At 67.0% G+C, this 13,119-nt stretch carries 10 protein-coding genes; 4 read left to right on the top strand and 6 right to left on the bottom strand.

All coding sequences use genetic code 11. The features are described 5' to 3' along the window. Positions 1–346: 346 nt before the first annotated feature. Positions 347–847, bottom strand: coding sequence for a single-stranded DNA-binding protein (gene ssb, locus ABYB95_RS07365; RefSeq protein ID WP_372657831.1), 501 nt, complete (start codon positions 845–847; stop codon positions 347–349). A 125-nt stretch (positions 848–972) separates the two neighbouring features. Here ssb and ABYB95_RS07370 point away from each other — a divergent pair, with 125 nt between their 5' ends. Beyond that, a complete protein-coding gene (locus tag ABYB95_RS07370) occupies positions 973–2,535 on the top strand; it encodes a chloride channel protein (protein WP_372657832.1) in 1,563 nt (520 codons plus the stop codon). Positions 2,536–2,543: 8 nt separating this feature from the next. On the opposite strand, the gene ABYB95_RS07375 is transcribed toward ABYB95_RS07370, so the two are convergent. Beyond that, positions 2,544–3,734 (bottom strand): MFS transporter, encoded by a 1,191-nt coding sequence (locus ABYB95_RS07375; protein WP_372657839.1) that lies wholly within the window; start codon positions 3,732–3,734, stop codon positions 2,544–2,546. 284 nt (positions 3,735–4,018) lie between these two features. Between ABYB95_RS07375 and ABYB95_RS07380 the strand changes: the two genes are divergently transcribed. Then, on the top strand, positions 4,019–4,945 hold the full coding sequence (locus tag ABYB95_RS07380) for a DMT family transporter (RefSeq protein WP_372657833.1): 927 nt from the start codon (positions 4,019–4,021) through the stop codon (positions 4,943–4,945). A gap of 173 nt (positions 4,946–5,118) precedes the next feature. Further along, entirely contained in the window at positions 5,119–8,139 is a 3,021-nt protein-coding gene (uvrA, locus tag ABYB95_RS07385) for an excinuclease ABC subunit UvrA (protein ID WP_372657840.1), read from the top strand. Positions 8,140–8,142: 3 nt separating this feature from the next. On the opposite strand, the gene ABYB95_RS07390 is transcribed toward uvrA, so the two are convergent. Together ABYB95_RS07390 and ABYB95_RS07395 are read right to left on the bottom strand one after the other, a co-directional pair. Beyond that, complete coding sequence (locus ABYB95_RS07390) at positions 8,143–8,688, bottom strand: hypothetical protein (protein WP_372657834.1); 546 nt, start codon at positions 8,686–8,688, stop codon at positions 8,143–8,145. 41 nt (positions 8,689–8,729) lie between these two features. Further along, complete coding sequence (locus ABYB95_RS07395; RefSeq protein ID WP_372657835.1) at positions 8,730–9,887, bottom strand: DUF4382 domain-containing protein; 1,158 nt, start codon at positions 9,885–9,887, stop codon at positions 8,730–8,732. A 181-nt stretch (positions 9,888–10,068) separates the two neighbouring features. On the opposite strand from ABYB95_RS07395, the gene ABYB95_RS07400 reads away from it, so the two are divergent. Further along, a complete protein-coding gene (locus ABYB95_RS07400; RefSeq protein ID WP_372657836.1) occupies positions 10,069–11,604 on the top strand; it encodes a CHAD domain-containing protein in 1,536 nt (511 codons plus the stop codon). A 9-nt stretch (positions 11,605–11,613) separates the two neighbouring features. On the opposite strand, the gene ABYB95_RS07405 is transcribed toward ABYB95_RS07400, so the two are convergent. Both ABYB95_RS07405 and ABYB95_RS07410 read right to left on the bottom strand, forming a co-directional pair. After that, positions 11,614–12,231 (bottom strand): glutathione S-transferase family protein, encoded by a 618-nt coding sequence (locus ABYB95_RS07405; protein WP_372657837.1) that lies wholly within the window; start codon positions 12,229–12,231, stop codon positions 11,614–11,616. Between the two features lie 44 nt (positions 12,232–12,275). Continuing rightward, positions 12,276–12,995, bottom strand: a complete 720-nt coding sequence (locus ABYB95_RS07410) for a glutathione S-transferase family protein (RefSeq protein WP_372657838.1) — start codon at positions 12,993–12,995, stop codon at positions 12,276–12,278. Positions 12,996–13,119 lie beyond the last annotated feature (124 nt).

Genomic DNA, 13,119 nt, shown 5'->3' on the forward strand with positions numbered 1-13,119 from the left:
CAAGGTGCCGACCCCAAACCGCCATCAGCGGCTCTTGTGCGGCCCCGCCCGCCTCGCCCATCCTGCGGGTGGACGGTCTGGCGGCGGCGCATCACCTTGCCTTGCCTCCATGATCGGCTCAAACAACGACCGGTTTGAGCCGTCTTGGACGGGCGGCGGCTTCATCTTGGTCGGCGGCGGAAAACGTAAGCGACTGTTTCTGCGTGCAACAAATCACCCGCCGCACCCTGCGTGAAGGGCACGCCCAAGCCGGATTCGAGTGCCCGTTTCCATACCGCCAGAAACAAAAAAGCCTGCAACCACAGGGGTTTGCAGGCTCGCGTGCAGGCGCTTGACGCGCCAGTCTTCAGAACGGAATGTCGTCGTCCATGTCGTCAAAGCCGCTGGACTGGCGGGCGGGTGCCGCAGCCGGGGCCTGACGCGGTGCGGCTGGTGCCGCTGCACGCGGTGCTGCTGCGGGGCGCGAATAGCCGCCACCGCCGCCGCCACCTTCGTCACCACCGCCCATGCCTTCACGGCCGCCGAGCAATTGCAGCTCGGTGGCAATGATGTCCACCGTGTTCTTTTCCACGCCGGACTGGTCGGTGTATTTGCCGTATTTCAAACGCCCTTCCACATAGATCGGGCGCCCCTTCTTCACGTACTCGCCTGCGATCTCGGCCAGCCGGTCGTAAAAGGTGACGCGGTGCCACTGCGTGTCTTCGATCATCTCGCCGGTGTTTTTGTCCTTGCGGCGGCTGGACGTGGCCACGCTCACATTGGCCACCGCCTGGCCCGACGGCAGGTAACGGATTTCGGGGTCGCGGCCACAGTTGCCGACGAGGATGACTTTGTTGACGGAGGCCATGGTGTGTTCCTTGCGTGTCAGGTGAAAAGCGGTGGATGCGGCAAGCACATCTGAGCTTGGGATTGTGCCGCAAGCACCCACCCCAGGGCCAGCGGCGCGAAATGCAACAATAGACCCCGTCAGCCATGAAGAACCGCGAACCCGACTTTATACAGAACCTGCAGGACGAACTGTCCGACGGACGCGCTTGGCTGGACCGCAGCATTGTGCTGGGCTACGCGGTGATCGCCGGCCTGTTCGTGGTGGCCTTCACCATCATGAGCGAGACCGCTTTTGAGTGGTTCAAACACCTGCACGAGGTCGCGCCCTGGGCGGTGCTGATCTGGACCCCCGCCGTCACCGCGCTCATCGTCTGGTGCACCCGCCGCTTCTTCCCCGGCGCTTCGGGCTCGGGCATTCCACAGGTGATGGCGTCGCTGGACCCGCAGGTGGATTCGCGCATGCGCCGCCATTTTGTTTCGCTGCGCCTCACCCTGGCCAAGATGGGCCTGGGCGCCATGAGCTTGCTGGCCGGGCTTTCGGCGGGGCGTGAAGGCCCGTCGGTGCAGGTCGCCGCCGGGGTGATGCACGACGCGCGGCGCTGGCTGCGCCCGGGTTCGGCCATGAACGACCACGCCTTGCTGGTGGCCGGGGGCGCGGCCGGCATCGCCGCCGCGTTCAACGCGCCGCTGGCCGGGGTGGTTTTTGCGATCGAAGAGCTCTCCAGCAAGATGGAGTCGCGCAACAACGGGCTCATCATTTCGGCCATTGTGGTGGCCGGCCTGGTCAGTATTTCCTTCTTCGGCAACATGACCTATTTCGGCACCATCGCGGTGCCCCACTTGAGCTGGGGCGTGTTTCTGCCCGGCCTGCTGGTGGTCATCCTGTGTGGCGTGCTGGGTGGCCTGTTCGCCCGGCTGCTGGCGGCCTCGATCGAAGGTCTGCCCGACCGCGTGAGCCTGTTCCGCAAACGCTTTCCGGTGCGTTTTGCGGCCTTCGCAGGCCTGGCGGTCGCGGTGATCGGCCTGGTCAGCGGCGGCTCCACCTTTGGCGCGGGTGCCGAAGAGGTCAAACACATGCTGGCCGGCGAAGCCGACATTTCGCGGCTTTACGTGCTGCTCAAGCTGGTGGCGACCTGGATCACCTCCTGGAGCGGGGTGCCCGGTGGCATCTTTGCGCCCTCGCTCTCCATCGGCGCCGGCATCGGACACGATGTGGCCCAGGTTTTTGTGGGCAGCAACACCAGTGCGCTGGCACCCAGCCTGATCGCGCTGGGCATGGCTGGCTTTCTGGCCGCCACCACCCAGGCGCCGCTCACCTCCTTCATCATCGTGATGGAAATGATCAACGGACGCTCCATGGTCTTGAGCCTGATGGCCGCAGCCATGCTGGCCAGCCTGATCTCGCGCTTGATCAGCCGCCCGCTGTACCACACGCTGTCGTCGCTGATGATCCAGGCGGTGAGCAAAACCACCGCGCCGCCGGAGCGGGAAGTGTCCACCGGCGAAGCGGAAACACCGAGCGCCGCGCCAGTTGCCGCCACAGCGCCCGAACCGACACCCGAGGCCGCCGCACCGCCAGAGCCGGCGGAACCAGGCCCTGCAGCGCCCGACCTGGAAGACGCCGCCCAGGAAAAGCCCGATCTGGGCGACCCGGACACCGATGGGCGCGAACCGGGACCCGACGCGCCCTCAAAGCCGCAGGGTTAAAGCCCGGGTCAGCCCCTGCCGCCAGTGGGTGCCCGCATCGGCCAGGCCAGGGCCAGCCACACCAGGCTCGCGGCCGCGCACACGGTGAACAGGCCGGCCGCCCCGTGCACCTTGAACAACCAGCCACCCACCGCGCCGCCGGCGAAAAATCCCAGCGACTGCAAGGTGTTGTATACGCCCAGCGCCGCACCGCGCGCGTGCGCCGGTGCCAGCCTGGAGGCCAGACTGGGCTGGCTGGCTTCCAGGGTGTTGAAGCCGATAAAAAAGACGAACAACAGGCCGCCCAAGAGCCACAAGCCCGGTGCGGCGCTGCCGCTCACAGCCCACAACAAGCCCAGCTGGACCAGGGCAATCAAGCCAATGGCGGCCAGAAACACCGCGCGCAAGCGCCCGCGCCGCTCCATGGGAAACAGCACACCGCCCATCACCAGCAACGAGGCCACCACCGCAGGCAGATACACCTGCCAATGGCCGATCTTGGGCAGCCCGGCCTGCACCAGCAAGGCGGGCACGGCCATCCACATGGCGAGCTGCACCGCGTGCAGCACAAACACACCCAGATTGAGCCGCAACAGGCCCACGTGCCGCAGCACCTCGGACAGGCCGCCCCAGCGCACCGTGCCCGCCGCGCGGGCGCGCACCGGCTCCGCAGGCGCTCCCCAGACCACCAGCGCCATACCGGCCAGCGCCAAGACACAGGTCAACGCAAAAATGCCAGACAAGCCGATCCAGGCGCCCAACAACGGCCCCAGCAACAACGACAAAGCAAACATGAGCGCGATGCTCGCCCCCACCATCGCCATGGCCTTGGTGCGCACACTGTCGCGCGTGACATCGGCCAGGAACGCGGTCACCGCCGCCGAAATCGCGCCCGCGCCCTGCAAAGCGCGGCCCAGCGTGAGCCAGGTGAGGTCGGGCGCCCAGGCCGCCAAAGCACTGCCCAGGGCGAACAAGGCCAGGCCCGCCACGATGACGGGTTTGCGGCCAAAGCGGTCCGACGCCAGACCAAACGGGATTTGCAGAAACGCCTGGGTCAGGCCGTAAATGCCCATGGCCAGGCCCACCCGGGCCGGGTCGTCGCCGCCCGGATAGCGCGCGGCCTCCAGGGCGAACACCGGCAACACCAGAAACAGGCCCAACATGCGCAGCGCAAACAGCGACGCCAGGGCTCCACTGGCGCGCCGCTCGGTGCGCGTCATGCGCGCAGAGGCCGTTTGGGCGTCGGGATTCAAGGAAAAGGGGGATTCGGTGGAGAGCTGCACGGCGCTGGAGCCGCGGACGGCGGGCGAATGCCCGGCGCCCGACAGGGGTGTTCGGGAAAGAGCAATATTGTGCGCCATTGCCCAAGCCCGGCCCGACCGCTGCGGATGACCCACCTGCGACACCGGGCTGCCCCGCGTCTGGCGCACCATGACCTGGTCTCGCCCACGCGGTGGCCGCCACTCCACACAAGCCCCATGACCCTCGACCCAACACCCGCGGCATGAGCGAAGCCGCCCTCTCCCGCCCGGCCAAGCCCGGTCTTTCCGACGCGTTCAAAGGCTTGCTCTTCGGCCTGGGCGCGGCGCTGATCTGGGGCAGTTCGATGGCCTTTGCCCGCGCCGGCATGAACCAAGGGCTTGCCGCCATGGACTTCGCCTTGTTCCGCTACGGCAGCGCCGGGCTGGTGGTCTTGCCCTGGCTGTTGGCGCACCAGCCGCGCCAGCTGGCCGGTGTGGGCTGGCCCCGGGCGGCGACCCTGGCCCTGCTGGTGGGGCCGCTGTTCATGCTGCTCGGTGCGGGCGGCTACGGCTTCGCTCCGCTGGTCCACGGCGCCGTCATCCAGCCCGCTTGCGCCATGATGGGCACGAGCCTGCTGGCCGCCTGGGTCTTGCACGACCGGCCGCCACGCAGCCGCCTGATCGGCATGGGCATCATCGTCATCGGCCTGGCCGTGATCGCCGGTCCCGGTTTGGTGGCGGGTGGCAGCATGGCAACGCTGGGCGACGCCATGTTTGTGCTTGCCGGCCTGCTCTGGGCCGGGTTCACCGTGCTCACCAGCCGCTGGCGCATCAAGGCCCTGCCCGCCACGGCGGCGCTGTCGGCGCTCTCCGCGCTGGCCATTGTTCCGGTCTACCTGCTGACCCAGGATCTGGGTCGCATCGCCGCCATGCATTGGCTGGATTTGGCCACGCAAGTGGTGGTGCAAGGCGTGCTGGCCGGTGTGGTGGCGGTGGTGTGCTTCACCCGCGCAGCCGAACTGCTGAGCCCCGCGCGGGCCGGCATCTTCCCGGCGCTGGTGCCGGCTGCCACGATTCTGATCGGCATCCCGGTCACCGGCGAATGGCCCAACGGCCCACAGCTGACCGGTCTGGTGCTGGTCTCGGTCGGCCTGCTCGCCGCCATCGGGCTGCGCCAGCGCCCGCGCTGAAACCCGGGTCTGGGCAGACGCACAGCCACCTGTGCATCCAAACGCTGCGAGGCTTATCATGTCGGGTTGCCCGCTTGACGCCGCCCGAAACGCCCCGACGACCCGCCTTGAACCAGAATCTCCCCCCCTTGAACATCCCGACCTCGGTCGCGGTCGCCCCCGCGCGCGGCAGCATGCTGTCGGTGCGCGGTGCGCGCACGCACAACCTGAAGAACATCGACCTCGACATCCCCAAGCACGCGCTGGTGGTGATCACCGGGCTGTCGGGGTCGGGCAAATCCAGTCTGGCTTTTGACACCTTGTACGCCGAAGGCCAGCGCCGCTACGTGGAAAGCCTGTCGGCCTACGCGCGCCAGTTCTTGCAGCTGATGGACAAGCCCGACGTGGACCTGATCGAAGGCCTGTCGCCGGCCATCGCCATCGAGCAAAAAGCCACCAGCCACAACCCGCGCTCCACCGTGGGCACGGTGACCGAGATCCACGACTACCTGCGCCTGCTGTACGCCCGCGCCGGCACGCCGCACTGCCCCGACCACGGCTTGCCGCTGGCGTCACAAAGCGTGGCGCAGATGGTGGACGCGGTGCTCGCCCTGCCCGAAGACACGCGCCTGATGATTCTGGCGCCGGTGGCGCGCGAGAAAAAGGGCGAGTTCATCGAGCTGTTCGCCGACATGCAGGCCCAGGGCTATGTGCGCTTCCGGGTCGATGGCCAGGTGGTGGACTTTGACGCTTTGCCCGCGCTCAAGAAAACCGAAAAACACAACATCGACGTGGTGGTGGACCGGATCAAGGTGCGCAACACGCTGGACGAGGACGGCACCCACCCCTTGCGCCAGCGCCTGGCCGAAAGCTTCGAAACCGCCTTGCGCATGGCCGATGGCAAGGCCATCGCCCAGGAGATGGGCGGCGAGACCGACGCACCGGCCACAGCCGCAGCACCCGGGACCCACAGTTTTTCCGCCCGCTTCGCCTGCCCCTTGTGCAGCTACACGGTGGACGAGCTGGAACCCCGCCTGTTCTCCTTCAACTCGCCCATGGGTGCCTGCCCCAGCTGCGACGGCCTGGGCCACACCGAGGTGTTCGACCCGGCGCGCGTGGTCGCCTTTCCCAGCCTGAGCCTGGCCAGCGGCGCCATCAAAGGCTGGGACCGGCGCAATGGCTACTACTTCTCCATGATCGAGAGCCTGGCCGCGCACTACGGTTTTGATGCCGAAGGGCCTTGGGAAGACCTGCCCGAAGCGGTGCAACAGGTCTTGCTCTACGGCTCGGGTGAAGACGAAATCAAGTTCAGCTACGCGCTGGAATCGGGCCCGCAGTCGGGCAAGAAGATCAGCAAGAAGCACCCGTTTGAAGGCATCGTGCGCAACTTCGAGCGCCGCTACCGCGAAACCGATTCCTCGCACGTGCGCGAAGAGCTGTCGCGCTACCGCGCCACGCAGGCCTGCCCCGAGTGCGAGGGCACGCGGCTGCGCCGCGAAGCGCGCCACGTGTTCGTGGGCGAGGGCGAGCAGAAACAACCGATCTACAAGATCAGCCACATCACCCTGGGCGAGTCGCTGACCTATTTCAGCGCGCTGCACCTGCCCGGTGCCAAGGGCGACATCGCCGCGCGCGTGATCAACGAAATCCGCCAGCGCCTGAAATTTTTGAACGATGTGGGCCTGAACTACCTGAGCCTGGACCGCAGCGCCGACACGCTCAGCGGCGGCGAAGCCCAGCGCATTCGCCTGGCCAGCCAGATCGGCAGCGGCCTGACCGGTGTGATGTATGTGCTCGACGAGCCCAGCATCGGCCTGCACCAGCGCGACAACGACCGCCTGATCGCCACGCTGCAACACCTGCGCGACCTGGGCAACACGGTGCTGGTGGTGGAGCACGACGAAGACATGATCCGCACCGCCGACCACGTGATCGACATGGGTCCGGGCGCCGGTGTGCACGGTGGCCACGTGATGGCGCAAGGCAGTTGTGCCGAGGTCATGGCCACACCGGCATCGCTCACCGGCCAATACCTGAGCGGCGCGCGCGCGATCGCGGTGCCGGCCCAACGCACACCCTGGTTGCCGGTGGTGCACAAGCCCGCCTTCAAGCCCGCGGGCAAGGCCGGCGCCAAACCGCGCTACCCCATGAGCCCGGCCGCCGAACGGCGCGCCGCGCGCGAGGCGGCCCACATCGCCACCCTGGGCGAGCTGCAGGAAATCCGCGTGGTGGGTGCCAAGGGGCACAACCTGAAAAACGTCAGCGTGGCCTTTCCGGTCGGCCTGTTCACCTGCGTCACCGGCGTCTCGGGTTCGGGCAAATCCACCCTGGTGAACGACACGCTGTACGCCGCCGTCGCGCGCACGCTGTACCGCTCGCACGACGAACCGGCCGAACACGAAGCCATCGAAGGCATTGAGCATTTCGACAAGGTCATCAACGTCGACCAAAGCCCCATAGGCCGCACACCGCGCAGCAACCCGGCCACTTACACCGGCCTGTTCACCGGCATCCGCGAGCTTATGGCCGAAGTGCCCGCCTCGCGCGAACGCGGCTACGGCCCGGGGCGCTTCAGCTTCAACGTGGCCGGTGGCCGCTGCGAGGCCTGCCAGGGCGACGGCGTGGTCAAGGTGGAAATGCACTTCTTGCCCGATGTCTACGTGCCCTGCGAGGTCTGCCACGGCCAGCGCTACAACCGCGAAACGCTGGACGTGCTGTACAAGGGCAAGAACATCGCGCAGATCCTGGACATGACGGTGGAGCAGGCGCACGCCTTCTTTGGCGCCGTGCCGACGCTGCACCGCAAGCTGCAAACGCTGATGGACGTGGGCCTCACCTACATCCAGCTCGGCCAGAGCGCGACCACGCTCTCGGGCGGCGAAGCGCAACGCGTGAAACTGGCGCTGGAGCTGAGCAAGCGCGACACCGGACGCACGCTCTACATCCTGGACGAGCCCACCACCGGCCTGCACTTCGCCGACATCGAGCTGCTGCTGCAGGTGCTGCACCAGTTGCGCGACGCGGGCAACACCATCGTGGTGATCGAGCACAACCTGGACGTGATCAAGACTGCCGACTGGGTGATCGACATGGGCCCCGCCGGCGGCTCGGGCGGCGGCACCGTGGTCGGCACCGGCACACCCGAGGCGCTGGCCGCGAATCCCGACAGCATCACCGGGCAGTATCTCCAGCGCCTGCTGGTGGCGCCGGGCTGAGCCTTAACGGCTGAGGTCTTCGATCGCGTCGATCACCATGCCGGTGCCGACCGCGATCAGCAGAATGTCGGCGGCGACCCGCACGTACTTGTGGCCGGCGGGCGGCAAGCCGATCTGCACCGACACCGCATGGGGCACCGGGTAATAGACCACCGCCGCAGGCAGGGGCTGGCCCACGCGCCACTTCTTGGCCTGGCCCGGTGGCTGGCACCCGTTGTGCTTTTTCGCCAGCCCCGGCGGGCATTTGGCCCCGCGCAGTCGCGGCGCATAGTAGTCGCGAACCGCCACGCGCTGCGGCTCGCCAAAATAGCCGCCGATCTGCACCTGGACGGAAACGCCGGAAGACGTGGCCCGCTGCGTGTCCGAGGACGAGCGCTCCACGCGCCCACCCTTGTCGCCCCCATCGCCCTTGTCGCTCTTGTGGCTTTTTTCAGCCTTGCCGGGTTTGCCCACCCAATCGGGTTTTTCGGCCAGTGCCGGGGCGCTGGACAGGGCCACGGCCAGACACACGACCAAGGGTGCTTGCAGGTAGCGAGAAACACGGTTCATATTGGAAGATCTCGGTAGAGGAAACAGGAGACGAAAAGATATCAGGGAAAGGCGAAATTGCGCACCACGGTCGCACCACCGCCCAGCACCAGCGGCCCGGATGCCTGGGTCTCCCCTGCGGCCAATGCCTCCAGAGAATACGCGCCTGCGGCCCCTCCATCGGCGCTGAACACCGGCGCGGCGCCTGCGGCATGGATCGCCACTTGCGGGGCGGCCGTGGGCAACTGATAAAAATACCCACCCGTATTGCCATCCACCGGACGCGCCAGCCACTCCACCAGCGGACCGCCCGTGAGCTGCGTCAGCGCCCGCACGGTGGCGTCCACCGGCGTGAGCGCCGTGGTCACGGTCCCGGTGAGGGTTCCGCTGGGCGAGGACGGCGGGTTGAGTGGCGTGGCCACCGGATTGATGCGCACCACCTCGCCCGAAGCCACGCCCACGGCCTTCACCACCGCCGCCGCACGCCCGGGCGTGGTCAGCACAAAGGTGTAGGTGCCCGGTGCCACCGGTTGCAGCAGAAAGCTGCCCGATGCGGTGGGCATGGTCGAGCGCACCGTGGCGCCGTTTTGTTGCAAGGCCAGCGTGGTGCTGCCGTGGGCCAGTGATGCGTCCACCTGTCCGGCCACGCCGGTCTGGGTTCTGGCAATGACCTGCAGAACCGGTTTGAGCAAGTACTGCCCCGACTTGCCGGCCTTCACCACCGACTTGCAGGCGTCGAAATCGATCACGAAATCGGCCGTCTGGTCGGCGGCCACATCGATCTTGACTTTGAGCTTGAGTCCAGATTGTTGCGCGCTCGGGGTCTTGAGTTCGACTTCCGCACCGCCTGTGGGAATCACCGCCTGGGCCAGCGGCGTGGTCTGGTTGTCAACCAGCACCAGCCGCAGCTGCTGGTAAGAGCCTGCGGGCAGTGGCGTCTGGCCGAGCTCTTGCAGCACACCGTTGTTCAAGTCCAGCAGGTTCACCCGCTGTGGCGAGGCCAAGGTCAACTCCGACCAGCCACCGTCTTGTTCGCGCGCGCTGCTGCTCTGGTGCAACCGCACTTTTTCAACCGTCACATACACCGCGTCGTAGCCACAGGATGGCGCGTCGGTCAGGGCCAACCGCAGATGGCCGGAACCGGCGGCGGATCCACCACCGCCACCGCAGGCCGCCAAACCGGCCAACACCACGGCGCTCAAAAGGCTTCGCATTTTCATCGTTTTCTCCAACGGGGTATCCGACACGCTGCACCCGAAAGCCGGCTGCACCCGTACATTCTCGACCGCAACACCAGAGAGCCTGTTACAACTTGTGCGGATCGGCGCCGCCCATGCCACCAAGATGGGCACCGGGAAGTGCCCGTCGCTGACAATCAAGGGCCCGCCACCGACTTTTGCCATGTCCCAGGAAACCGAACTCAAGCTCAGCCTGCACCCGGCCGATGTGCGGCGCTTGCTGGCGCACCCCGTGCTGGCCGCGCAGCCCTCGGTGCGCGCCCGGCTGCGCAACACCTATTTCGACACCCCCGCCCTGGCGCTGATGCAACAACGCATGGCGGTGCGCGAGCGCCGCGTGGGGCGGCGCACCTTGCTCACCGTCAAGACCGCTGGCAGCTCCGTGGGCGGCTTGAGCCAGCGCGGCGAATGGGAAGCGCCCACCCGGCCCGGTGCGTTCGACTTCGAGGCCTTGGTCGACCAGCCCGATCTGGCCCGAACCCTCACCGGGCTCGCCTGGCAACTGGTGCCGGTGTTCCGCACCGACTTCACGCGCCGCACCTGGCTGCTGGCGCATGCCGGTTCGCTGATCGAAGTCGCGCTCGACCAGGGTGCGATCACCACCGGTGCGGCACCCGGGGCGCGCAGCGAGCCGATTTTGGAGTTGGAGTTGGAGCTGAAACACGGGCACGCGGACGCCTTGCTCGATTTGGCCCACACGCTGGCGCTGGGACCACACGGTCAAGCAAAACAAGGTTTGCGCCTGCACGCGGCAGACCGCAGCAAGGCCGAGCGGGGTTACGCGCTGTTCCAGGGCCAAGGCCCACAAGCGCGCAAGGCCGCACCGCTGCTGCTCGGTGCCGACATGCATCCGGTGCAGGCGTTCCGGCACGCCGCGCTGGCCGGCGTGGCCCATTGGGGTGAACACGCCCAGGGCGCCATGTGCGTGGCGAACGCCAGCGCCGACGGCACACTGCCCGACCCCGAATTTGTGCACCAGATGCGCGTGGCCTTGCGCCGCCTGCGCACCGGGCTGGCCTTGTTCGCGCCCCATTTGCCACACCGCTTCGTGGCCTACTGGCGGGCGGAATTCCGCGCCTTGATGCACCAGCTCGACGCTGCGCGCAACTGGGACGTCTTGGCCACCGAATGGCTGCCCACGTATCTGAACACCGCAGCCGAATCCGAGGCGCTGCAGACCTGGGTGGCACACGAGCGGCACACCGCCTGGCAAGCCGCCGCGCAGGTGCTGGACAGCCCGGCCCAAAGTCTGCGCATGCTGGCTTTCACGCGCGCGCTGCTGGCGCTGGAGGTACCCAAGCAGGCCAGCAAGCACCGTGCGCTGGGCGACTGGGCGCACACGCAACTGCAGCAGCGGTACGCGCGGCTGCAGCGCGAAGTCCGCCACGCCTTGCAACTCGGTCCGGACGGGCGGCACGCCTTGCGCATCCAGCTCAAACAGCTGCGCTATGCGCAAGAATTTCTGAGCAGTCTGCTGCCGCCCAAACGCGTCGAGCGCAGCACCGCTGCGTTGGCCGATGCCCAGGACTACCTGGGCCGTTTGAACGACTTGAGCACGGCGCAGACCTTGTTGGCCACGAACGACCAGCCCTGGGCAATGGCTTGGCGCGCGCAACTGGCGCAGCGTTTGCAAACCGAACTGGAAACGCTGCCCGCCATGGAGCACGCGCTCGCGGCGGCCCCCACGCCGTGGAAATGAAGCCCTGCGCTACACCAGAGCGCTGGGGCGCGCCGCCACCCGATCGCGCCAGGCCTGCAAGGCGGGGTAGCCCGCTTCGCCGGCCTTGAACCGCATCAGGCGCGCGAACTCCAGCGCGCAAAAAGCGGTGATGTCGGCAATGGTGAAGCGCTCGCCGGCGATCCAGGGCTGGCGCTGCAGTTCGGTGTCGAGCCAGCTCGCGGTCTCCAGCAGTTTCTCGGCCTGCGATTCACCATACGCAGCGAACTGCGGCTGCTCCAGCAAGGCCAGACCGGGGTGGGTGTGGCGCACACAGTTGGCGATGGGCAGCATGAAATACCACTCCATGCGCCGGTCCGCCATTTCAATGAAGGCGCGCTCCTCGGCATCCACTCCCATCAGATTGGGTTCGGGGTAGAGCGACTCCATGTAGGTGCAGATGGCCCGCGTTTCGGTGAGCACGCGCCCGTCGTCCAGCTCCAGCGCCGGTACCCGCGCCAGCGGGCTTTTGCTGCGGTAGGCGGCGTTCTTGTGCTCTTGCGCGTTGAGATCGACGTGCACCAACTCCAGACCATTGATGTTTTTTTCCACCAGGAACATCAGCACGCGCCGGGGGCTGGGTGCGCGCGGCGAGACAAACAGCTTCATGCGGGGCTCCGTCGAAAAGGCTTGGGATCGGGCGTGGCGAACGCTCAAGACTGGGGCGGCGGCGTGGCACTGGAGCGCCCCATTTCGACCATCTGGCGCGCCTCTTGTGCAAAGCGCTTCGCGGCTTCGTCGCCGTCGCGCGTAAGGTCCACGCTCGACGGTGGTTGTTCGATACCGCGCTGGACCGCCGCGCGCGCACGGATCGTATCGCGCCAACGTTTGAGGTGTGGCAGGTCGTCGAGCTCCACGCCCGACCAGCGGTGGGTGCGCACCCAGGCCCAGTTGGCGATGTCGGCAATGGAGTAGTCGCCGGCCAGGAATTCGTGGTCTTTCAGGCGCGCGTCGAGCACGCCGAACAGGCGCCGCGACTCGCCCTGGTAGCGGTCGATCACGGGCTGGATTTTTTCAGGGAAGTAGCGGTAGAACACATTGGCCTGGCCCATCATGGGGCCGATACCACCCATCTGGAACATCAGCCACTGCAGCACCAGCGAGCGGCCTTGGGCGTCGGCAGGCATGAGCCGACCGGTCTTTTCGGCCAGGTAAATCAATATCGCACCCGACTCGAAGACCGAAAAACCACCGGCCTCGTGGTCCACGATGGCCGGTATGCGCCCATTGGGGCAGAGCGCGAGAAATGCGGGCGTCTTCTGCTCGCCCTTGGACAGGTCGAGCACTTTCAGCGTGTAGGGCAGGCCCAGCTCTTCCAGAGCAATGGACACCTTGTGTCCGTTCGGAGTGGCGGCGGTGTAGAGGTCGATCATGGCTTTCCCGGTGAAGAGGCAAACCACACATCCTACAGATCCGGCCCGGTGACGTAACAACCGTTCGCCCTGAGCCTGTCGAAGGGTTCGCCTGGGTGTGGGTGAGGGCTTCGACAAGCTCAGC

It is taken from the genome of Hydrogenophaga sp., assembly GCF_041633695.1.
Taxonomy (GTDB): domain Bacteria; phylum Pseudomonadota; class Gammaproteobacteria; order Burkholderiales; family Burkholderiaceae_C; genus Hydrogenophaga.

Bases quoted from the DNA above. Each gene is read 5' to 3' on its own strand.
- ssb (WP_372657831.1), bottom strand. From the start codon at position 847: ATGGCCTCCGTCAACAAAGTCATCCTCGTCGGCAACTGTGGCCGCGAC.
- ABYB95_RS07370 (WP_372657832.1), top strand. From the start codon at position 973: ATGAAGAACCGCGAACCCGACTTTATACAGAACCTGCAGGACGAACTG.
- ABYB95_RS07375 (WP_372657839.1), bottom strand. From the start codon at position 3,734: ATGACGCGCACCGAGCGGCGCGCCAGTGGAGCCCTGGCGTCGCTGTTT.
- ABYB95_RS07380 (WP_372657833.1), top strand. From the start codon at position 4,019: ATGAGCGAAGCCGCCCTCTCCCGCCCGGCCAAGCCCGGTCTTTCCGAC.
- uvrA (WP_372657840.1), top strand. From the start codon at position 5,119: ATGCTGTCGGTGCGCGGTGCGCGCACGCACAACCTGAAGAACATCGAC.
- ABYB95_RS07390 (WP_372657834.1), bottom strand. From the start codon at position 8,688: ATGAACCGTGTTTCTCGCTACCTGCAAGCACCCTTGGTCGTGTGTCTG.
- ABYB95_RS07395 (WP_372657835.1), bottom strand. From the start codon at position 9,887: ATGAAAATGCGAAGCCTTTTGAGCGCCGTGGTGTTGGCCGGTTTGGCG.
- ABYB95_RS07400 (WP_372657836.1), top strand. From the start codon at position 10,069: ATGTCCCAGGAAACCGAACTCAAGCTCAGCCTGCACCCGGCCGATGTG.
- ABYB95_RS07405 (WP_372657837.1), bottom strand. From the start codon at position 12,231: ATGAAGCTGTTTGTCTCGCCGCGCGCACCCAGCCCCCGGCGCGTGCTG.
- ABYB95_RS07410 (WP_372657838.1), bottom strand. From the start codon at position 12,995: ATGATCGACCTCTACACCGCCGCCACTCCGAACGGACACAAGGTGTCC.